General features: G+C 65.8%; 15 protein-coding genes. 8 read left to right on the top strand and 7 right to left on the bottom strand.

Annotation, left to right across the window (positions count from 1 at the left end; genetic code table 11):
* Nucleotides 1-7: 7 nt before the first annotated feature.
* From KHO27_RS02665 to mqo, 5 genes are all read left to right on the top strand, one after another.
* Entirely contained in the window at nucleotides 8-2,428 is a 2,421-nt protein-coding gene (locus KHO27_RS02665) for an SAM-dependent methyltransferase (protein ID WP_214501135.1), read from the top strand.
* Entirely contained in the window at nucleotides 2,425-3,168 is a 744-nt protein-coding gene (locus KHO27_RS02670) for a phytanoyl-CoA dioxygenase family protein (protein ID WP_102681696.1), read from the top strand. The genes KHO27_RS02665 and KHO27_RS02670 overlap by 4 nt, the downstream gene beginning before the upstream one ends.
* On the top strand, nucleotides 3,165-4,331 hold the full coding sequence (locus KHO27_RS02675; RefSeq protein ID WP_214501136.1) for a hypothetical protein: 1,167 nt from the start codon (nucleotides 3,165-3,167) through the stop codon (nucleotides 4,329-4,331). Before KHO27_RS02670 ends, KHO27_RS02675 begins: the two co-directional genes overlap by 4 nt.
* A gap of 34 nt (nucleotides 4,332-4,365) precedes the next feature.
* Nucleotides 4,366-6,054 carry a hypothetical protein gene (locus tag KHO27_RS02680; RefSeq protein WP_102681698.1) on the top strand — a complete coding sequence of 563 codons (1,689 nt, stop codon included), beginning with the start codon at nucleotides 4,366-4,368 and terminating at the stop codon, nucleotides 6,052-6,054.
* A gap of 253 nt (nucleotides 6,055-6,307) precedes the next feature.
* Nucleotides 6,308-7,945 (top strand): malate dehydrogenase (quinone), encoded by a 1,638-nt coding sequence (gene mqo, locus KHO27_RS02685; protein ID WP_102681699.1) that lies wholly within the window; start codon nucleotides 6,308-6,310, stop codon nucleotides 7,943-7,945.
* A gap of 121 nt (nucleotides 7,946-8,066) precedes the next feature.
* On the opposite strand, the gene KHO27_RS02690 is transcribed toward mqo, so the two are convergent.
* On the bottom strand, nucleotides 8,067-8,402 hold the full coding sequence (locus KHO27_RS02690) for an ArsR/SmtB family transcription factor (RefSeq protein WP_046856709.1): 336 nt from the start codon (nucleotides 8,400-8,402) through the stop codon (nucleotides 8,067-8,069).
* 51 nt (nucleotides 8,403-8,453) lie between these two features.
* Between KHO27_RS02690 and KHO27_RS02695 the strand changes: the two genes are divergently transcribed.
* A complete protein-coding gene (locus KHO27_RS02695; RefSeq protein WP_110697909.1) occupies nucleotides 8,454-9,545 on the top strand; it encodes an NADH:flavin oxidoreductase/NADH oxidase in 1,092 nt (363 codons plus the stop codon).
* Between the two features lie 32 nt (nucleotides 9,546-9,577).
* Here KHO27_RS02695 and KHO27_RS02700 read toward each other — a convergent pair whose 3' ends face one another.
* The 5 genes from KHO27_RS02700 to KHO27_RS02720 form a co-directional block, all read right to left on the bottom strand.
* Nucleotides 9,578-10,822 (bottom strand): NAD(P)/FAD-dependent oxidoreductase, encoded by a 1,245-nt coding sequence (locus tag KHO27_RS02700; RefSeq protein WP_214501137.1) that lies wholly within the window; start codon nucleotides 10,820-10,822, stop codon nucleotides 9,578-9,580.
* Between the two features lie 3 nt (nucleotides 10,823-10,825).
* A complete protein-coding gene (locus tag KHO27_RS02705; RefSeq protein WP_214501138.1) occupies nucleotides 10,826-12,403 on the bottom strand; it encodes an aldehyde dehydrogenase (NADP(+)) in 1,578 nt (525 codons plus the stop codon).
* A 145-nt stretch (nucleotides 12,404-12,548) separates the two neighbouring features.
* On the bottom strand, nucleotides 12,549-13,496 hold the full coding sequence (locus tag KHO27_RS02710) for a dihydrodipicolinate synthase family protein (protein WP_110697915.1): 948 nt from the start codon (nucleotides 13,494-13,496) through the stop codon (nucleotides 12,549-12,551).
* Between the two features lie 41 nt (nucleotides 13,497-13,537).
* Entirely contained in the window at nucleotides 13,538-14,464 is a 927-nt protein-coding gene (locus KHO27_RS02715) for a 4-hydroxyproline epimerase (RefSeq protein WP_214501139.1), read from the bottom strand.
* A gap of 23 nt (nucleotides 14,465-14,487) precedes the next feature.
* Nucleotides 14,488-16,104, bottom strand: a complete 1,617-nt coding sequence (locus KHO27_RS02720) for an APC family permease (RefSeq protein ID WP_214501140.1) — start codon at nucleotides 16,102-16,104, stop codon at nucleotides 14,488-14,490.
* 245 nt (nucleotides 16,105-16,349) lie between these two features.
* Between KHO27_RS02720 and KHO27_RS02725 the strand changes: the two genes are divergently transcribed.
* A complete protein-coding gene (locus KHO27_RS02725) occupies nucleotides 16,350-17,120 on the top strand; it encodes an AraC family transcriptional regulator (RefSeq protein WP_110697919.1) in 771 nt (256 codons plus the stop codon).
* 102 nt (nucleotides 17,121-17,222) lie between these two features.
* On the top strand, nucleotides 17,223-18,071 hold the full coding sequence (locus KHO27_RS26480; protein WP_371926748.1) for a tail fiber protein: 849 nt from the start codon (nucleotides 17,223-17,225) through the stop codon (nucleotides 18,069-18,071).
* Here KHO27_RS26480 and KHO27_RS02735 read toward each other — a convergent pair whose 3' ends face one another.
* Complete coding sequence (locus KHO27_RS02735) at nucleotides 18,072-18,959, bottom strand: LysR family transcriptional regulator (RefSeq protein WP_110697921.1); 888 nt, start codon at nucleotides 18,957-18,959, stop codon at nucleotides 18,072-18,074.
* Between the last annotated feature and the right edge of the window lie 137 nt (nucleotides 18,960-19,096).

Below are 19,096 nucleotides of genomic sequence, written 5' to 3' on the forward strand. Positions count from 1 at the left end.
GAACCGCATGAGCATGACGACCCGCAACAACCACGAACAGGTGCAAGCCACCCTTTACCCGAGCGCCGAGGACCACCGCCGCCGCTGGCGGCGGCTGGCCCAAGCCATCGCGGCCAGGGCCGCGGACATCAGCGACGATCCGGCCCTGCTGGTCGCGCCGCAGCGCCCCGGCACCCTTGAGATCCTCGGCTCGGGCATCGAGGCCTCGGACTTCAGCCGCAGCGACGAGGCGCGGATCCTCGCCGCCGACCATGTGTTCTATTGCGTTGCCGACCCGGCCACCAAGATCTGGATCCTCTCGCAGCGTCCGGACGCTTTTGACCTGTACGTGCTCTACGACGACAGCAAACCGCGTTACCTGACCTACATGCAGATGACCGAGGCCATGCTGCATCACGTGCGCAACGGCGAGCATGTGGTGGCGATCTTCTATGGCCACCCCGGCGTATTCGTGCTGTCGACCCATCGCGCCGTGACCATCGCCCGCCGTGAAGGGCACCACGCCAGCATGCGTGCGGCAGTCAGCGCCCTCGACACCCTGTGTGCCGACCTGGGCGTGGACCCCAGCCAACCCGGCATGCAGATGTACGAAGCCACCGACATGCTGATCCGTCGCCGCCAGCCGGACCCGGGGCTGCACCTGGTGCTCTGGCAGGTCGGCCTGATCGGCGAGCTGGGCTACCGACGCCAGGGGTACCTGAACAGCAACTTCGCCGTGCTGCTCGACTACCTGGAGGCGCTCTACGGCCCGGAGCACCCGGTGATCAACTATGTCGGTTCGCGCTACCCGGGGATCGATCCGCTGATCGACCGGCAAACCCTGGCCAGCCTGCGCGATCCGCTGGCGCAATCGTGGGTGACCGGGATCTCCACCTTCTACCTGCCGCCGCGCACCGCAGGGCAGTCGGATCCGCAGATGCTCGAGCGGCTGGGGCTGATCCGCCCCGGCCAACCGGTGCGCGCCGCCAGTGATCCATTGCGGGTGATCGACCGCTACGACAAGCGTGAACGTCGTGCCTTCAGCGATTTCGCCCGCTTCGATGTGCCGGCCAGTTACCAGTGGCAGGCCGACACCGGTGCCGGACGTTTCATTCTTGCCTTGTCCGACGATGCCGAGTTGCGCCGGCAGTACCGCGACGACCCCCAGGCCGCGGTGCAGGCCTGGGGCGGGCTGGATGCCCGCGAACGGCATCTGCTGGGGCAACGCGACCCGGGCGCGGTGCAACTGGCAGCCAAGGGTGCCGATGCCCAGCGTCATCCCGGCAATCGTGAGGGGGTCGAGCACCTGCTGACCTATACCTCGGCCAGCAGCGCCTTGCACCGGGCGCTCAGCGCCGCCGCGCCGGGCGAACTGCGTGCTGTAGCCGCGGCTTGGTCGCGCAAGGCTGGACTGAGCATCGACTGGCCGGGCATGAATGCCGAGCTCAATGCGCTGCTGCAGTCGAGCCTGGCGCCCTGGAGCGGCTTCTACCTCGACAGCAGTCGACGCATGAGCCTCTCGTTGTTCAGCCGCATGAAGAACGCCGGCCTGCGTGTCGACCTCGATGGCCAACCGCTGGTGGGCGTGCGCTATCAGTCGGGCGTGCTGACTTGGAGCGCCGAGGCCGGCAATGGCAGTTCCGGTTATCTGCAATCCGATCTCTCGGTGCAGGGCGGGCGCAGCTGGATCGGGCTGGTGTGGCCCGCTGGGGAACAGGCCGGGAGCGGCTACAAGGTGGCTTTGCGCGGGCAATCGCTGGCGCGTCCGGCATGCCTGGCGGTAGGGGATTATCGGGTCGCAGGGGAGGCGCTGCGCATCGTGCCCTCGGCCTCGGCGAGCCAAGGGGTTGATGTGTTGCGCGAGGGCCTGGCGTTGCCCGGCGAAGTACTGTTCAACGGACGTGACACACGCATCGGTGAGCGACGCCTGGCACTGTCGACACGTCGTTTCGAGGACCTGGCGCAGTGGGCCCAGGGGGCTTACCGCCTGCGCCTGGTGCATGGTCGCCTGGCCGAGTTGCTGGCGTTGCGCCTGGGGCCCTACGGGCTGGAGATCGCTGGCAAGCCGGTAACCGCCGAATTTCGCGAGGGACGCATCCAGTGGCAGGGTGGCCCGCCGGCCGTGGAGTCCGGCCAGTTGGACGTGACCCTCGATCCGATCACGCTCAAGCCGCTGTTGCATGGCCAGGGCCGCAGCGCCGCGGGCAGCAAGGTGCAACTGCGCGGCATGGCCCTGATCGAGCCGCTGTGGATAGGCCAACTGCTCGAGCGGCCACGGTTGGGCTTGCCCGAGTGGGCCTGGCAGCACCTGGTGGCGGTGATGGTGGCGGCCAGCGACAAGGGCGGGATCTTCCTCTGGCATGGCTATGACCGTGCGCGCGGCAACCTGCGCCTGTTGCGCGAGGCGCTGGCGCGGTTGCGCCAGGATGAAACGGAGGATGCCGGATGAACATGCGCGTGCAGCCGTTGCTGGCCGGGGTGGATCGTGCCTGGCTGATGGCCGAGGCCGGTGCCCGGCCCCGGCGCAACCGTCTGGTTCTCGAATACGACACCCGGCGCTTTCCCTTCGCCGCGGCACTGACGCGGGACGTGTACAAGGTGCAGCGCCTGGACCGGCTGCACCTGTATCTGCGCCAGCACTACCTCGAACGTGGCCGCCCTGCGCGGCTGCGCCCAAGGGACAACCTGCTGCTCAGCGACATGATGGAGCGTCAGCCTGCCACGGCCGATTTCTGGACCCTCTACCACGCCTTCATGCTCCAGGTGCTGGCGCCGTTGGTGGGGCGTGGCATTTCCTATACCAGCCACCCGAAGCTGCGCGTGCACCTGGCCGGCACGCCCAGCGTGAGTTCGTTCCACCACGATATCTGCGTTACCGAGCGCATCGACCAGGTCAACTTCTGGATGCCGTTCACCGATGTCGAGGCTGGCGCCGCCCTGTGGCTGGAAAGCGACTATGGCAGTGCCGACTACAGCCCGGTCAGCCTGCGCTACGGCCAGGTGTTGATCTTCGATGGCGGCTACCTGGGGCATGGCTCGATGCGCAACGACAGCGAGCGTACCCGGGTCAGCCTGGACATGCGCTTCTCCTACAAGAAAGCCACCACCCGTGCCGAAGGGGTCGCCTTGCTCGACCACCTGGCCGGGATCCTCGCGCCTGACAGTGTCAGTGAAGGAGTACCGACATGAACAATCAAGCCTTGCAGAGCCTGCTCGATGGCCTGGTCGACCCCGGCTACGCCATCCGGCCGCCCAGGGCGGTGTCGCTGGTGCACTACGGCCCGGACGGGGTGAACGTCGCCACCCGGGGGAGGGCCGAGTACCACGCCCAGACCGATGGTGGCCTGGAGGTGCGCTACCGCTCGGTGGACGCCGGGGGCGCGCCGCATGCCGACAGCCACCTGCTGATCGATGCCCAGGGGCGGGCGCGCTCCTCGATCACTCGCCTGCTCGATGACCAGGGCCAGGTGCGGCGCTCGGTGTTCGGCCAGTACGACGCCTTGCACCTCACTGCCGCCGGCACGCCGTCCCACGGCCTGGCCACGCTGTCGGCGAACGATGCCCAGGGGCATCTCGTCCATCAGGCGCAGATGGCCTACGACGAGGAGTGCTATGCCAGCTACAGCACCCGCCAGTTCGATGCCGATGGCCGTCTGCTGGGGCGCACCTGCGTGTCCTATGGGCAGGCGCAGATGGCCGGAACCCGGCTGACAGGAGGCATGCTCGCGGTAAACCATACCGATGGCCGCGGCACGCGGACCTACAGCGCCAGGTCCTACCTGGGGGCCACCGGCGTGCCTTACCAGGTGATCGGTACGCGCTATATAGAAGGCGGCAATGCCGTGCTGGAGCACATCAACTCCGACTACGGCGGCGTGCTGTTCGACGCCCGCCGCCAGGTCCATGGCGGCGAACTGGTGGTACGCACCTTTGCCGCCTGCGGCAAACCCCGTAGCGCCACGGCCCTGCGCTATCGCCAGGGGCAACTGGTGGGCCGGCAGCGGCTGGACCTGGAAGGCGTCATGAAGGTGGTCGGGCCTGCGCCGTTGCTCTGCTCCTTCGCCCCCTGGGCGCCCAACCGCGCCGCCGATCGCAGCATTGTGCAACGGCGCCAGGACGGCAGCCTGTTGCAGCGGCGCGAAGACTGGTTCACCCAGCCGGGCAGCAGCGGAACGCCTCGCCGGACGCTGGTGACCCTGTATGCCCGCGACGGCCAGCGGGTGATCCGTGTGACCGACGTGGACTATGCCGGGGCGCAGTTCGACAGCCGTGGCCTGCCGGTCGGCGGCAGCATCCTGTCCACCCATTACCAGGCCGGGGTGCGCAGCACCACGGCTTGCATTGCGTATTGATGTGTCATTCACCGCAACCAGCAAGGAGAGCAACGTGAACACTGCCAATACCGCCAAACTGAGCACCGCCACGCAAATCAACGAGACCGTCAAGCTGAGCAACCAGTCCGGTGTCGATGTCGTGGTGCTCGACGCCCATGCCGCCAGCGGCACCAGCGAACAGGGCTACCTGCAGGACCTCAAGTTCCTGTCGATGGCCAGCGGCAACGTGCTGAAAAACGGTGCCAGCACCACGGCCACGCTGCATGACACCTATGTCAACAGCCAGCACCAGACCGCCGTATCGCATCTCTACAACCTGCTGGTGTCCAGGACCGACTCGCTGTTTCCGGTGATGACCGTGGGCGAGCAGCTCGACTTCAATACCGAGACCTACCCCGACATCAATATCACCGCAGCGGCGGCGAAGAACATGCAGACCGCCCTGACGTTCTGCCAGAACATCATGACCTCGCCTTCGTCGCAGATGTCGGCCAACTTCCAGTCGGCCATGAAGGATGCCTTCAGCAGCGGTTCGGTTGCCGATGGCAATGCCAAGATGGCGGCGTTCTTCAACCAGTACCCGACGTTCGCTGGCCTGGACTTCCCCAGCTATGTCGCGGTCAGCACCTGGATGCGCGGCTTCGCCTATCTGTGGGGAATGAACGACCAGGGCAAGCCGGGCGCGACCTTCTACGTGTACTCGGCGGCCACCGGGCAGAATGCCAAGGGCGCGACTTCCGAGGGCACCATCACCTTCACCCGCAAGGCCAACGCGCCGTCGCCGGCCGACCCCAGCGACCGCCAGAGCGCCTATACCATCACCCTCACGTCCCAGGGCAGCAGCAAGACGCTGCAGTTCTCCAATGGCCAGCTGATCGACAGCAGCGGTGGCGCCATCACCCTGAACTGCACCTTCGGCTACAAGGGCACTTTCACCGGCAAGGATTCGGACACCACGGCCCTGACCCTGCTGGCCGGCACCATGCTGGGCAAGTCGGTGATCGCCATCCCGCTGGCGCCGGAGTCGGGCTGGGACAAGTTCTGGTCGAGCCTGACCTTCGGCACCGTGTTCAAATACTTCATGGAGGCCATGGGGCTGTGGATGGCCCTGGACTTCCTCAAGCAGAAACTGACCGCCAAGAACGACAAGCTGGCCGAGGACAAGGCCAACGAGAACGACGGCAAGGACCCCACCTCCGAGCAGGTACAGGACGCGCAGAACGACGGGCAGCAGGTCGGCGACCAGGCCCGTGCCGACAACCAGGCGCAGCTCGACAATGCCTCGGGCGACGTGCAGGCCGAGGTACCGAGCGAGGCGGATTTCTCCTCCTCGGTGTCCGAGGTGCGCGCCAGCGGCAGTTCGGCGTACAAGTCGGTGGCCAGCGACAATACTGGCGGGGCGATCGACAGTGCCGCCGAACAGGTGAGCGACCTGGCCCAGATCGAGGTGACTGATCAGCTGGAAGAGGCTAACGACAATCTGCTCGAGGCCAAGGGGCAGCTCGAGGCCGGCGATATCTCGGGGGCCAACACCAACGTCACCACGGTCAACGAGCAGTTGCCGCAGATCGTCGAGGATATGGGCAACGCGGTGAATGAAGAACTCGCGGAGCAGGTCAAGGAGGCTGTGGAGGTACAGGCGGAAGCGACCGAGCTGTCGGAGGAGGTCAACGATACCGCCGAGGAAACCGAGGGCGGCACCGAGGAACCGTTCGAGGACGGTGTGTTCCCGGAAGTCTGAGGTAGCTCCGGGAAGCGCGGCCCACCCTGATGCGAAGTGCCGCATTGACAGGGTGGGCCGCGTTTGTTTGTGCTGGCAATTCGGTTACAATCCGTCAATCGTTTCAGCCTTGTCGGTCAATCCGACCAAAGGCTGGCGCGTCCAATGTCTCTCTGGCTGCTGAACAATGATCACAACAAGCCTGCGCTGAAGAACATGGAATACCTGGGCCAGCCACAGGCCCACCCTCCGTTCTACTGACTGGAATCGATCAATGTTCAAGAAAGCTGGCAAGACCTTGCTGGGTCTGGCTGTCGCGGCGAGCTTCATGCAAGCGCACGCTGCCGACACCAAGAAAGTCGACGTGCTGCTGGTTGGCGGCGGCATCATGAGCTCCACCCTGGCTGTCTGGCTCAACGAGTTGGAGCCAAGCTGGTCGATGGAGATGGTCGAGCGCCTGGACGGCGTCGCCGAAGAAAGCTCCAACGGCTGGAACAACGCCGGTACCGGCCACTCCGCGCTGGCCGAGCTGAACTACACCCCGGAAGACAAAGACGGCAACGTCAACATCACCAAGGCCATCGAGATCAACGAGTCGTTCCAGATCTCCCGCCAGTTCTGGGCCTGGCAGGTACGCCAGGGCGTGCTGAAGAACCCGCACTCGTTCATCAACACCACCCCGCACATGAGCTTCGTCTGGGGCGATGACAACATCAAGTTCCTGAAGAAGCGCTACGACGCCCTGCAGGCCAGCCCGCTGTTCCGCCCGATGCAGTACTCCGAGGACCACGCGCAGATCGCCAAGTGGGTCCCGCTGATGATGGAAGGCCGTGACCCGAACCAGAAGCTGGCGGTCACCTGGACCCCGATCGGCACCGACGTCAACTTCGGCGAGATCACCCGCCAGTTCGTTGGCAGCCTGCAGACCAAAGAGAACTTCGATCTCAAGCTGTCCACCGAAGTGCAGGACATCACCCGCAACGAAGACGGCTCCTGGCACGTCGAGTACAAGAACCTGAAGGACGGTACCGAATCGGCCACCGACGCCAAGTTCCTGTTCATCGGTGCCGGCGGCGGCGCGCTGAAGCTGCTGCAGAAGTCGGGCATCCCGGAAGCCAAGGAATACGCAGGCTTCCCGGTAGGTGGCTCGTTCCTGGTGACCGAGAACCCGACCGTTGCCATGCAGCACATGGCCAAGGCCTACGGCATCGCCTCGACCGGCGCGCCACCCATGTCGGTACCGCACCTGGACACCCGCGTGCTGGACGGCAAGCGCGTGATCCTGTTCGGGCCATTCGCCACCTTCTCGACCAAGTTCCTGAAGAACGGCTCGTACCTGGACCTGCTGAGCAGCGCCACCACCCACAACGTCTGGCCGATGGCTCGCGTGGGTATCGACCAGTACCCGTTGGTGGAATACCTCGCCGGCCAGCTGATGCAGTCGGACGACGACCGTTTCGCTGCCCTGCAGACCTACTTCCCGAACGCCAAGAAGGAAGACTGGAAGCTGTGGCAGGCCGGTCAGCGCGTGCAGATCATCAAGCGTGACGAAGAGAAGGGCGGCGTGCTGAAGCTGGGCACCGAGGTCGTGGCTTCCCAGGACCGCACCATCGCCGGCCTGCTGGGCGCCTCGCCAGGTGCCTCGACCGCCGCGCCGATCATGCTCAACGTGCTCGAAACCGTGTTCAAGGAGAAGGTCGCCACCCCTGAGTGGCAGGCCAAGATCAAGGAAATCGTGCCGAGCTACGGTACCAAGCTGAACGACTCGGCCGCTGCCACCCAGAAAGAGTGGGACTACACCGCCGAAGTGCTGCAGCTGGAGAAGCCGCCGGTGCTCGATCAGAGCGTCAAGACCACTGCCGCCCCAGGCGCACCGGTCGAGAGCAAGCCTGCGAACGACATGGCGCTGTAAGGCCCATGCTTGCCGGGCTTGCCCGGCAACACCAACCACGAGGATCGCCCCTGGCGGCCTCGTGGTTTTTTTGTGCCTGGACTATCGATGGAAACGGCTCCCGTCGGTGGCAGGCTGGGGTTCAACGCTGCTCGAGAATGCTGCCCAGCAACCCTGGAAAACGGCTTTCGAGCTCATCGCTGCGCAACGAGTTCATGTGCGTGGTACCGACATTGCGGGTGTACACCAGCCCCGAGTCACGCAGTACACGGAAGTGATGGGACATGCTCGACTTGGGCCGGCCGCCGTCCAGCTCGCCGCAGCTGGCTTCGGCGACACCCGCCAGGCGGCGCACGATATCCATGCGCACAGGGTCGCTCAGCGCGTAGAGCAGGCGCTCCAGCGTCAGGTCTTCGGGATTGGGGTGGGTATAGGCTCGCATGGTCGACATGATAACGGGGGTTTCACAAATTGCCATAGTTCGAATATGATCGAACAATCGTATCCAACCCCGTCCTGGAGTTACCTCATGGCCGCCTTGTTCGAACCCTACACCCTCAAAGACGTCACCCTGCGCAACCGCATCGCCATTCCGCCGATGTGCCAGTACATGGCCGAGGATGGCCTGATCAATGACTGGCACCAGGTGCATTACGCGGGCCTGGCCCGTGGTGGCGCCGGCCTGGTGGTGGTCGAGGCCACCGCGGTGTCCCCGGAAGGGCGCATCACCCCCGGCTGCGCCGGGATCTGGAACGACGTCCAGGCCCAGGCGTTCGTGCCGGTGGTCAAGGCGATCAAGGCCGCCGGTTCCGTGCCGGGCATCCAGATCGCCCACGCCGGGCGCAAGGCCAGCGCCAACCGCCCCTGGGAAGGTGACGACCACATCGCCGCCGACGATGCCCGTGGCTGGGACACCATCGCCCCATCCGCCATCGCCTTCGGCGCCCACCTGCCGAAAGTGCCGAAGGCCATGACCCTGGACGATATCGCCCGGGTCAAGCAGGACTTCGTCGATGCCGCACGCCGCGCCCGCGATGCCGGCTTCGAATGGATCGAACTGCACTTTGCCCACGGCTATCTGGGCCAGAGCTTCTTCTCCGAGCATTCCAACCAGCGCACCGATGCCTACGGCGGCAGCTTCGACAACCGCACGCGCTTCCTTTTGGAAACCCTGGCCGCCGTGCGTGAGGTGTGGCCGGAGAACCTGCCGCTGACCGCCCGCTTTGGCGTGCTGGAGTATGACGGCCGTGACGAGCAGACCCTGCAGGAATCCATCGAACTGGCGCGCCGGTTCAAGGCCGGTGGCCTGGACCTGCTGAGCGTCAGCGTTGGCTTCACCATTCCTGAGACCAACATCCCATGGGGGCCGGCGTTCATGGGCCCGATCGCCGAACGTGTGCGTCGCGAGGCCAAGCTGCCGGTGACCTCGGCCTGGGGCTTCGGCACCCCGGAGCTGGCCGAAGGCGCGTTGCAGGCCAACCAGTTGGACCTGGTGTCGGTGGGGCGTGCGCACCTGGCTGACCCGCACTGGCCATATGCCGCTGCCAAGGCCCTGGGCGTGGACAAGGCATCGTGGACCTTGCCAGCACCTTATGCGCACTGGCTCGAGCGTTATCGCTGAGTGAGGCTGGGGCCGCGACGCGGCCCCCCTTTTCAAAAGCGGCTCAATCGGTAGGCGCTGATTTGCGGGCAGTCTTCGCCATTTACCAACCGCCCCATCCATTCCGCCGTCACCGCCGCCTGGGTCAAGCCCAAATGCTGATGCCCGAACGCCAGCAACACCTTGCCATCGGCCACCCGGTCGATCACCGGCAGCGAATCCGGCAACGAAGGCCGGAACCCCATCCACGGCGTCGCCCCCTCGGCATCCAGCTCACGCCGAAACAAACCCTTGCTCAACCTGTGCAGTTGCCACGCCCGCTGCATGCTCGGCGGCGCCTCGAGCCCGGCGAACTCCACCGTGCCGGCCAGGCGCAGGCCGTCGGCCATGGGCGTCATGATGAACTTGCGCTCCAGCGAGGTGACGGCAAACGGCAGGCGCTGGTGCTCCGCCGGCAGCATCAGGTGGTAGCCGCGCTCGGTATCCAGGGGCACCCGCCGACCGGTCAGGGTGGCGGTGAGCTTGGCCGAGTGGGCGCCGGCGCTGATCAACACCTGGCTGGCCTCGAGGGGGCCCTGGTCGCTGGCAAGGCTGACGCCCTGGCCATGCACCCGGCCGCCACTGACCTCAGCGCGCAGAAAGCGTACGCCACTGGCCCTGGCGGCGCTGAATAGTTCGCAGACCACTTGATAGGGGTCGAGGAAGTGACCGGTACGCGGGAAGAACAGGCCACCCAGGATCGACGGGCTCAACTGCGGCGCCGCCTCGCTCACCGCCTGTGCCGACCACAGGTCCACGGGTACGCCCTGTGCCTGCATGCGGGCGCGCAACGCCGCGAGGGCCTGGCGCGATTCATGGCGTTCGAACACCAGCAGCGACCCGTCTTCCTTGAGCAAGGGGCTGCAGTCGATGGAGGCGAGCAGCCGTTGCCAGGCGCCAAGGCTGTTTTCATTCAACGCCCGAATGCCCGCCACGCTGCGCTGGAACGGCGCCGGGCGCAGGTTCAGCAGCAGCCGGGTGAACCAGGGCAGGGCGCGGGGCAGGTACTTCCAGTCCAGGCGCAGCGGGCCCATGGGGTCCAGCAGCATGGCTGGCAGGCGCTTGAGAATCGACAGGTCGGCGATGGGAAACACCTGCTCGGTGGCCAGGTGCCCGGCGTTGCCATACGAAGCGCCGTGGCCTGGTGCCTGGCGATCGATCAGCAGCACCCGGCGGCCCTGGCGTGCCAGCCGCAGGGCGCAGGCGACGCCGACGATGCCGGCGCCGACCACGGCGATGTCCGTGTCAGAGGCGGTCATCGTTCAGACTTCCCGCTGGCCATCGAGCAGCCGCCGCAGGTGCAGCGGATTGGCCTGCTGCAATGCACCGGGCAGCAGGGCGTCGGGGAAGTCCTGGTAGCACACCGGGCGCAGGAAGCGCAGGATCGCCGCAGTGCCCACCGAGGTACTGCGGGCGTCCGAGGTGGCCGGGAACGGGCCGCCATGGACCATGGCATCGCTGACCTCGACCCCGGTCGGCCAGCCATTGACCAGGATCCGCCCGGCCTTGCGTTCGAGGGTTGGCAGCAGGCGGCGGGCGCTGTGCAGATCGGCCTCGTCCAGGTGCAGGGTGGCGGTCAGTTGGCCTTCCAGATGCTCGGCCACCTGGCGGATTTGCTCATCGTTGTCGCATGCCACCACCAGTGAGGTAGCGCCGAACACTTCGGCTTGCAGCGTAGGGTCGGCAAGAAACGCCAGCGCGGTGGTGACGAACAACTGAGCCTGGCACTGGTTCGGTCCCTGCGCTAGCAGACCGCTCGCCGCGCACCGGGCGTTTTGGTTTTCGCTCAGCGCTGCCACGCCGCCAGCATAGGCATTGGCGATACCCGGAGTAAGCATGGTCTGCGCCGCCGCTTGGCCAACAAGGGCGCTGGCGGCAACCAGGAAGTGTTCGAGGGCCGGCCCCTGTCGGGCGACCACCAGCCCGGGATTGGTGCAGAACTGGCCGGCGCCTTGGGTCAGCGAAGTGACAAAGCCTTGCGCCAGGGCTTCGCTGCGCGAGCGCAAGGCGCCATCGAACAGGAACACCGGGTTGATAGCGCTCATTTCGGCATAGACCGGGATCGGCTCCGGGCGCGCCTGGGCCGCCTGGCAAAGGGCGAGGCCTCCGCTGCGTGAACCGGTGAAACCGACCGCCTTGATGCGTGGATCAGTGACCAGGCCGATGCCTACTTCACGGCCCACGCCGTATAACAGGGAAAACACGCCTTCGGGCAATTCGCACTGTGCGACCGCCCGGGCCACGGCCTGGCCGACCAGTTCGCTGGTGCCGGGGTGGGCGCCGTGGGCCTTGACCACCACCGGGCAGCCCGCGGCCAGTGCCGAGGTGGTGTCGCCGCCAGCCACCGAGAACGCCAGCGGGAAGTTGCTGGCGCCAAACACCGCCACCGGGCCCAGGGCCACCTGGCGTTGGCGCAGGTCCGGACGGGGCAGCGGCTGGCGCTCGGGCAGGGCATTGTCCACGCGCACATCCAGCCACTCACCGGCGCGTACCACCCGGGCGAAGGTGCGCAGCTGGGCGCAGGTGCGGCCGCGCTCACCCAGCAGGCGGGCCTTGGGCAGGCCGGTCTCGGCGTGGGCGCGGTCGATCAGCGCATCGCCCAGTGCTTCGATCTGTTCGGCGATGATTTCGAGAAAACGGGCGCGTTGTTCGAGGGGCGTTTCGCGGTAGGTATCGAATGCCGCCCAGGCCAGGGCGCAGGCCTGAGCCACCTGTTCGCCGCTGGCGCCGGCATAAGCGGGTTCCAGGGCCTGGTCGCTGCTCGGGTCGATGGCGCGGATTGCTTCGCGGTTGCCGGGCACGGCACGCTGGCCGATCAGCAGGTTGCCTGTCAGGGTCATGGGGCGTCCTTTGGGATTGAGTTTGGGAGAAAGCGGGCCGCTGTGCGGCCCATCGCCGGCAAGCCGGCTCCCACAGGTACTGCACAAGGCTTGAAGCTTGTGGGCGCTGGTTTGCTGGCGATGGGGTGCGAGGCGGCTCCTGGAATCAGGCCTGGTTCTGCTCGGCCGACCAGTTGGCGTACCAGCTGCGGAACAGCGCGTACTGCTGCTCGGCATAGTTGCGCTGGGCGTCGCTGAGGGCATCGGTTTCGTTGAAGTGCAGGCGGTACTCGCTGTCACCGTTGAGCACCATCAGGTGCTTGTAGTACAGCACCAGGTCGCAGCCTTCATCGAACGATGACAGCACTGCCAGCGCCGACTCCAGCTCCCGGGCCTGGCGTCGGGCCTTGGCATCGCCCTTGGCGGCGCGTTTGCTCAGACTGACCAGTTGCAGCACTTCACGGGGCAGCGCGTTGCCGATGCCGGTGATGGCGCCGGTGGCGTTGCAGTTGACGAAGCCATGCACCACTTGCGTGTCGACGCCGACCATCAGCGTCACAGCGTCGTCCTGGGAGGTGATGTGCTCGGCGGCGTAGCGCAGGTCGGCGCCACCGCCGAACTCCTTGAAGCCGATCAGGTTCGGGTACTCGCGGCGCAGCTCGAAGAACAGGTCGGCGCGGGTGGCGAAGCCGTAGTAGGGGCTGTTGTATATCACCGCCGGCAGCTTCGGCGCGGCGGCGAGGATTGCCGAGAAGTGGTGCTTCTGGGCGATCAGCGAGGCGCCGCGGGACAGCACGCGGGGGATGACCATCAGGCCGGCGGCGCCGACCTTGGCGGCGTGGGCGGCATGGGATACGGCTTCGCGGGTGTTCACCGCGCCGGTGCCGACGATGGTCGGGATGCCGGCGGCTACCAGGCGCGCCACGCCTTCCTGGCGCTCGGCCTCGGTCAGCAGCGGCCAGTCGCCCATCGAACCGCAGTACACCACCGCGCTCATGCCGGCGTCGATCAGTTCGCGGCCCTTGCGCACCAGGGCGTCGAAGTCCGGCTTGCGCTCGGCGGTGCAAGGGGTCATCAGGGCGGGCATGGTGCCGGTGAAGATGTTGTCGGTCATTGTTGTCACTCCTGGCGGTATTCAGTGGGAAATGAACGGGGTCAGATGCCCCAGGCGAAGGGATCCTGTTCGTCGATCAGCAGGGTGCTGTCGGCGGTCATGTGGGCGCGGCCGGTGATGAACGGGCGAATGCGTTCGCCGTCGCGTTCGTAGCGGCCCTGGAACTGGCTGCCGGTGATGCTGGCCTGGACCCAGGTCTGGCCTTCGGCGAGCTTGCCGTCAGCGGCCAGGCACGCCAGCTTGGCGCTGGTGCCGGTGCCGCAGGGCGAGCGGTCGTAGGCCTTGCCGGGGCACATGACGAAGTTGCGGCTGTCGGCGTTGGTGTCGTCGGCGAACAGCTCGACATGGTCGATCGGGGCGCCGTCCTCGCCGGTGATGCCTTGGGCTTCGAGTGCCTTGAGCAGGGCCCAGGTGTAGTCGGTGAGGGCTTCGCGGTTGTCCAGCTCGATATGCTGGCCGTGGTCGCAGACCAGGAAGAACCAGTTGCCGCCCCAGGCGATGTCGCCGCACACCTGGCCATGCCCTGGCACTTGCACCGCCACCTGACGGCGATAGCGGTAGGACGGCACGTTGCCGACGGTGACGGAACCGTCGTCATGCAAAGTGGCACTGACTTGGCCGACCGGTGTGTCGATCTTATGCATGCCAGGTTCGATCAGGCCGAGGTGGTGCAGCGAAGCCACCAGGCCGATGGTGCCGTGGCCGCACATGTTCAGGTAGCCGGCGTTGTTGAAGAAGATCACCCCGCAGGTCGCGTCGGCCGAGACCGGCGGGCAATGGAGCGCGCCCACCAGTACATCGTTGCCGCGCGGCTCCAGCAGGCAGGCGCGGCGCCAGTGGTCGTGCAGCTCGCGCAGCTCGTCGCGCTGCTCGGCCATGCTATGGCCGTGCAATGGAGGGAAGCCCTTCATCACCAGGCGGGTCGGTTCGCCGCCGGTATGGGAGTCGATGACATGAACCTGTTTCATCAGCGTGTCCAATCTGTAGTGGGTCAGGAGGCGACAGCGGCGGGCTGCTGGCCGGCATGGGGTTCGCTGCTGGCTTCGCTTTCGTCGTCGCCATCGAGGCGCACCAGCCGCGCCGGCACGCCGGTGGCGGCGCCCCAGTAGTAGATGCCCAGGGCACTGGCAGCCACGGCCACGGTATCCAGCGGGTGGCCGATCACGCCCAGGCCACCGAAGCTGCCCAGCCAGGAGAGGAAAATGGTCACGGCGTAGAAGCCGATCAGCCAGGCCGACGAGCGCACCTGCTGGCCCAGCGACAGGTGTTCGGTAGGCACGAAGCGGCGGCACAGCAGGTACAGCACGAACATCACGATCTGCAGCGCCAGCAGCCAGGACACGGTGTTCCACCCCGACCAGTAGACGATCAGCGCGGCGATGATGAACGACAGCGGGCCGAGCACGCCCATGCCCTTGACCCGGAACGGCCGGGCCATGTCCGGGGCGCTGCGGCGCAGGGCGGCCACGGATACCGGGGCTACGGCATAGCTCAGCACCAGCGCGGCGGAGACCACGTTGATCAGCGCTTCCCACGACGGGAATGGCAGGGTCCAGAACACTGCCAGGGCGAAGGTCAGCCACAGCGCCGGGCGCGGGATGCCGGACTGCTCGTCGATGCGGGTGAAGTACTTGAAGAAGGTGCCGGTCTGGGCCCAGCCGTAGATCACTCGCGGGGTGGCGTTCATGTAGATGTTGCCGCAGCCGCTGGGCGAGATCACCGCGTCGGCCACCACCAGGTAGGCCAGCCAGCCGACGCCCAGGGCCAGGGCGATGTCACGGTAGGGCAGGGCCAGTTCCTTGGTCACCCCGGCCCAGCCGTTGGCAATCATCTCGGTCGGCACGCTGCCGAGGAACGCCAGTTGCAGCAGGGCATAGATCGCGGTGGACAGCAGCACCGAGAGAATCAGCGCGATAGGGATGGTGCGCTGCGGGTTCTTCACCTCGCTGGCCACCGAGATGATCGGGGTCAGGCCCAGGTAGGCGAAGATGATGCCACCGGCCGACACCGCCATCTCCACCCCGGACAGGCCGAACGGGGCGAAGCCTTGGACCTCGAAGTTCTCCGGCTTGAAGAAGGTGAACAGCACGCCGATCACCAGCAGCGGCACGATGAACTTGAACACGCTGACCAGGTTGTTGGCCTTGGCGAAGGTCTTCACGCTGCGGTAGTTGAGCACGAAGAACAGCCCCAGCAGGGCGAACTGCACCAGCCAGCCGAGCACCGTCGGGTCGCTGGAGCCGCTCTTGGTCAGCGCCGGGAACCAGGCCGCGGCGTACTGGCGCGAGGCGACCACCTCGATGGCGATCAGGCTGGAGAAGGCGATCAGGGTGATGAAACCCATCAGGTAGCCGAGCAGCGGGCCGTGGGAGTACACCGGGTAGCGCACCACGCCGCCGGCCCGTGGCAGGGCGGCGCCGAGCTCGCAGTAGACGATGCCCAGCAGCAGCACGGCGAAACCGCCGAGGAACCAGGAGAGGATGCCGGCCGGCCCGGCGATGGCCGAGACGTGGCTGGCGGCGAACAGCCAGCCCGAGCCGAAGATGGCACCGAGGCCGATGAAGGTGAGGTCCAGCAGTGACAGCTGTTTCTTGAATTTGCCTGACATGGGTGCGCCTTCTTGTAGGTTTTGGATAGGCAGGTCTGATGTCACGATGCGGCGGCATGCGCCGCGTTCTTGTAGGTCATGGGGCGGCTTGCGTGGGGCATAGAGTGGACCGATCGGGGGCTCGGTTCTTGATGGTTTTCTGCAAGGTGAGTGACGAAATCGGCATAGTCGAGAGCAAGTGCTGGCGCCCGGTGGGGGCTGCTGACTAGGCTTGCAGGGCCGCGAGAATCACTAGAGATAACCGCATGCCCGAGCAACCGTTGACTGCGCTGTACCAGCACCTCGACCAGCACCGCCCCGAATCCCTCGAAGCCTTGCTCACCGGTGTGGTCTGGCTGCTGCCGATGCTCGATGTCATCGCCAATGCGGCGATCTTCATCAAGGACGACCAGGCCCGCTATGTGCTGGCCAACCGCACGCTGGTCCAGCGCTGCGGTTTGAAGCACCTGCAACCGCTGCTGGGCAAGACCAGCGCCGAGGTGTTCCCGGCGCGCCTGGGCCCCGGCTACACCGAGCAGGATCGCCGGGTGCTGGAGCAGGGCCAGGTGCTGGAGGACCAGCTGGAGCTGCACCTGTACGGCAGCCGCGAACCGGGCTGGTGCCTGACCCACAAGCGCCCGCTGTACGATGCGACGGGGGCGATCATCGGCCTGGTGGGCATTTCGGTCGACCTGCAGTCAGCCGCCGACACCCACCCGGCCTACCAGCGCCTGGCGGCGGTGGATGCGCATATCCGCGCGCATTTCCACCAGCCGATCAGCATGGGCGAGCTGACGCGCATCGCCGGCATATCGGTGGCGCAGTTGGAGCGCTACTGCAAGCGGGTGTTCCACCTCACCCCGAGGCAGATGATCCACAAGGCCCGCCTGGAACATGCGCACCAATTGCTGCACAGCGACCTGCCGATCATCGAGGTGGCGCTGCGCTGTGGCTACACCGACCACAGCGCGTTCAGCCGGCAGTTCAGGCAACTGACCGGGTTTACCCCGCGCCAGTATCGGATGGCAACGAATTGAAGGGTAAATGCATTAATGCATTGATTTTCTATGCCTTTATGCATATAGTGGGTTTCCGCGCTCAGTAGCGTGCATAAACTCAATCGATACAGGATGTTCACGATGACAACCGCTTATACCGCCAAGAATTCCCTGCCTTTTGCGGCGCTACCCACTACCGATGGTGTCATTCAATATTTTCGTGCGGCCAGCACCAACGTAGCGGATGCGTCCTATGCTCCCGATGGTCTGGCAGCTGCGCCGATCTACGGCCTCGGTGGCCAGCTGTTGCAAGGTAACGAGATTGTCGCTGGCGGCAACGTGACGCTGGTTTCCTACCTTGGTCCACTGCTCAATCAGGGGGCTCTTTGCTGGATCCTGCTGAGCTGCGAGGGTGGTGCCCAGCAGGTGGCCAATGCCACGCATAGCCAGCATGCCGTGACGCTTGGCCAGATCATCGGTTTCTCTGGAGCTGCACCTGGTGACATCAAGTTCTCCGCAGCCAACGAGGTTCCGGTGGGCTGGCTGAAGGCCGATGGAGCATTGGTGTCTCGCGCCGAGTATGGTGCTCTGTTCGCGGCAATCGGCATCACCTATGGCGCTGGCGATGGTGCCACGACCTTCGGCCTGCCTGACCTACGCGGTGAGTTCATCCGTGGCTTCGATGACGGCCGTGGGGTAGACCAAGGCCGGGCATTCGGTTCCTGGCAGAAGGGCAGCCTCTACCCCTACGACACCACCCAGAACAATGCCAACGGTGTCTGGAGTGCATCTACCACACAGAACGACGGTCCGGCTTCGCAAGTCGCGATGGGCGTGGATGCCTACTCCACCGCCGAGTATTCGACCATTTCGCTGGGTGGGGTCGATGCGAAGGTCAACTATGCATTGCCAGGTCTGTTCGGTGACCGTGGTTACTCCGGGATCACCCGCCCACGCAACATGGCCATGCTCGCATTGATCAAGTGCTGATCACTCGCTGCTGAACAGAGCGCGGGCCTCGTCGAAGCACTGCTCGGCGATGGCCGAGCGTGGCTCGCTACGGCGCAGCAATAGCCCGACCGGGCTGTGGATGCTGGCCTCCTGCACGGGGATGATGCGCATGTGCTGGCTGAGGTCTTCCAGGCCGCAGTCCAGCGGCATGATCGCGCAGCACACGCCGGTGTTGATCGCCTGGATCAGCTGGAAGGTCGAGTCGCTCTCGAGCACGGCATTGGGCGTGAGACCGCGGCTGCGGAAGCTCAGGTCGAGGGACTGGCGGTAGTGCATGCCTTTGCTCAGCAGTCCCAACGGCAGGTCGCCCAGGTCTTCCCAGTGCAGGCTGTCGGCCTCGAACTGGAAGTGCCGGGTGTCGTGCAGCAGGCCCATGGTGGTGATGCTCAGTTCGATCACTTCGAAGAAGCTGGTGTTGACCTGGTCGAGGTAGCAGATGCCCAGGTCGAGCTGGTTGCGGCTCAGGCCGTCGATCACCTGCTCGGAGCTCAGCGACGACAGCTGGAAGTGCAGCTCGGGGTACTTCGCGCGCAGCGGCATCAGCAGTTGCATGGGGTTGAAGCTGGCCAGCGGCACGGTACCCAGGCGCAGGCTGCCGACCACCTGGCCCCGGCAACTGGCGGCCTCGGCCTGCAAGCCATCATGGGCGGCGAGCAGGGTACGGGCCCAGGCCAGGATGCGTTCACCGGCTTCGGTGAAGCCTTCGAAACGCTGGCCGCGCTTGACCAGCACCAGGTCGAGTTCGTCTTCGAGGTTGCGCAGGCGCATGGACAGGGTCGGCTGAGTGATATGGCACAGCGCCGCGGCCTGGCCGAAGTGGCGGGTCTGGTCGAGGGCGATGAGGAACTTGAGCTGTTTGATGTCCATGGTGCGGCCTGGGTTGCGGGGTGGGTAGACCTTAACCAAGAGTGAAGCACCTGGCTAATCATTGCTGACAAATTCACCGACGCCACGATAGAAACCGTCGATCACCCGGTACGCGCTATCGATTGGACGCTGCCAGG

The sequence above is a fragment of the Pseudomonas sp. RC3H12 genome (assembly GCF_018596375.1).
Classification (GTDB): domain Bacteria; phylum Pseudomonadota; class Gammaproteobacteria; order Pseudomonadales; family Pseudomonadaceae; genus Aquipseudomonas.

Bases quoted from the DNA above. Each gene is read 5' to 3' on its own strand.
- KHO27_RS02665 (WP_214501135.1), top strand. From the start codon at position 8: ATGAGCATGACGACCCGCAACAACCACGAACAGGTGCAAGCCACCCTT.
- KHO27_RS02670 (WP_102681696.1), top strand. From the start codon at position 2,425: ATGAACATGCGCGTGCAGCCGTTGCTGGCCGGGGTGGATCGTGCCTGG.
- KHO27_RS02675 (WP_214501136.1), top strand. From the start codon at position 3,165: ATGAACAATCAAGCCTTGCAGAGCCTGCTCGATGGCCTGGTCGACCCC.
- mqo (WP_102681699.1), top strand. From the start codon at position 6,308: ATGTTCAAGAAAGCTGGCAAGACCTTGCTGGGTCTGGCTGTCGCGGCG.
- KHO27_RS02690 (WP_046856709.1), bottom strand. From the start codon at position 8,402: ATGGCAATTTGTGAAACCCCCGTTATCATGTCGACCATGCGAGCCTAT.
- KHO27_RS02695 (WP_110697909.1), top strand. From the start codon at position 8,454: ATGGCCGCCTTGTTCGAACCCTACACCCTCAAAGACGTCACCCTGCGC.
- KHO27_RS02700 (WP_214501137.1), bottom strand. From the start codon at position 10,822: ATGACCGCCTCTGACACGGACATCGCCGTGGTCGGCGCCGGCATCGTC.
- KHO27_RS02705 (WP_214501138.1), bottom strand. From the start codon at position 12,403: ATGACCCTGACAGGCAACCTGCTGATCGGCCAGCGTGCCGTGCCCGGC.
- KHO27_RS02710 (WP_110697915.1), bottom strand. From the start codon at position 13,496: ATGACCGACAACATCTTCACCGGCACCATGCCCGCCCTGATGACCCCT.
- KHO27_RS02715 (WP_214501139.1), bottom strand. From the start codon at position 14,464: ATGAAACAGGTTCATGTCATCGACTCCCATACCGGCGGCGAACCGACC.
- KHO27_RS02720 (WP_214501140.1), bottom strand. From the start codon at position 16,104: ATGTCAGGCAAATTCAAGAAACAGCTGTCACTGCTGGACCTCACCTTC.
- KHO27_RS02725 (WP_110697919.1), top strand. From the start codon at position 16,350: ATGCCCGAGCAACCGTTGACTGCGCTGTACCAGCACCTCGACCAGCAC.
- KHO27_RS26480 (WP_371926748.1), top strand. From the start codon at position 17,223: ATGACAACCGCTTATACCGCCAAGAATTCCCTGCCTTTTGCGGCGCTA.
- KHO27_RS02735 (WP_110697921.1), bottom strand. From the start codon at position 18,959: ATGGACATCAAACAGCTCAAGTTCCTCATCGCCCTCGACCAGACCCGC.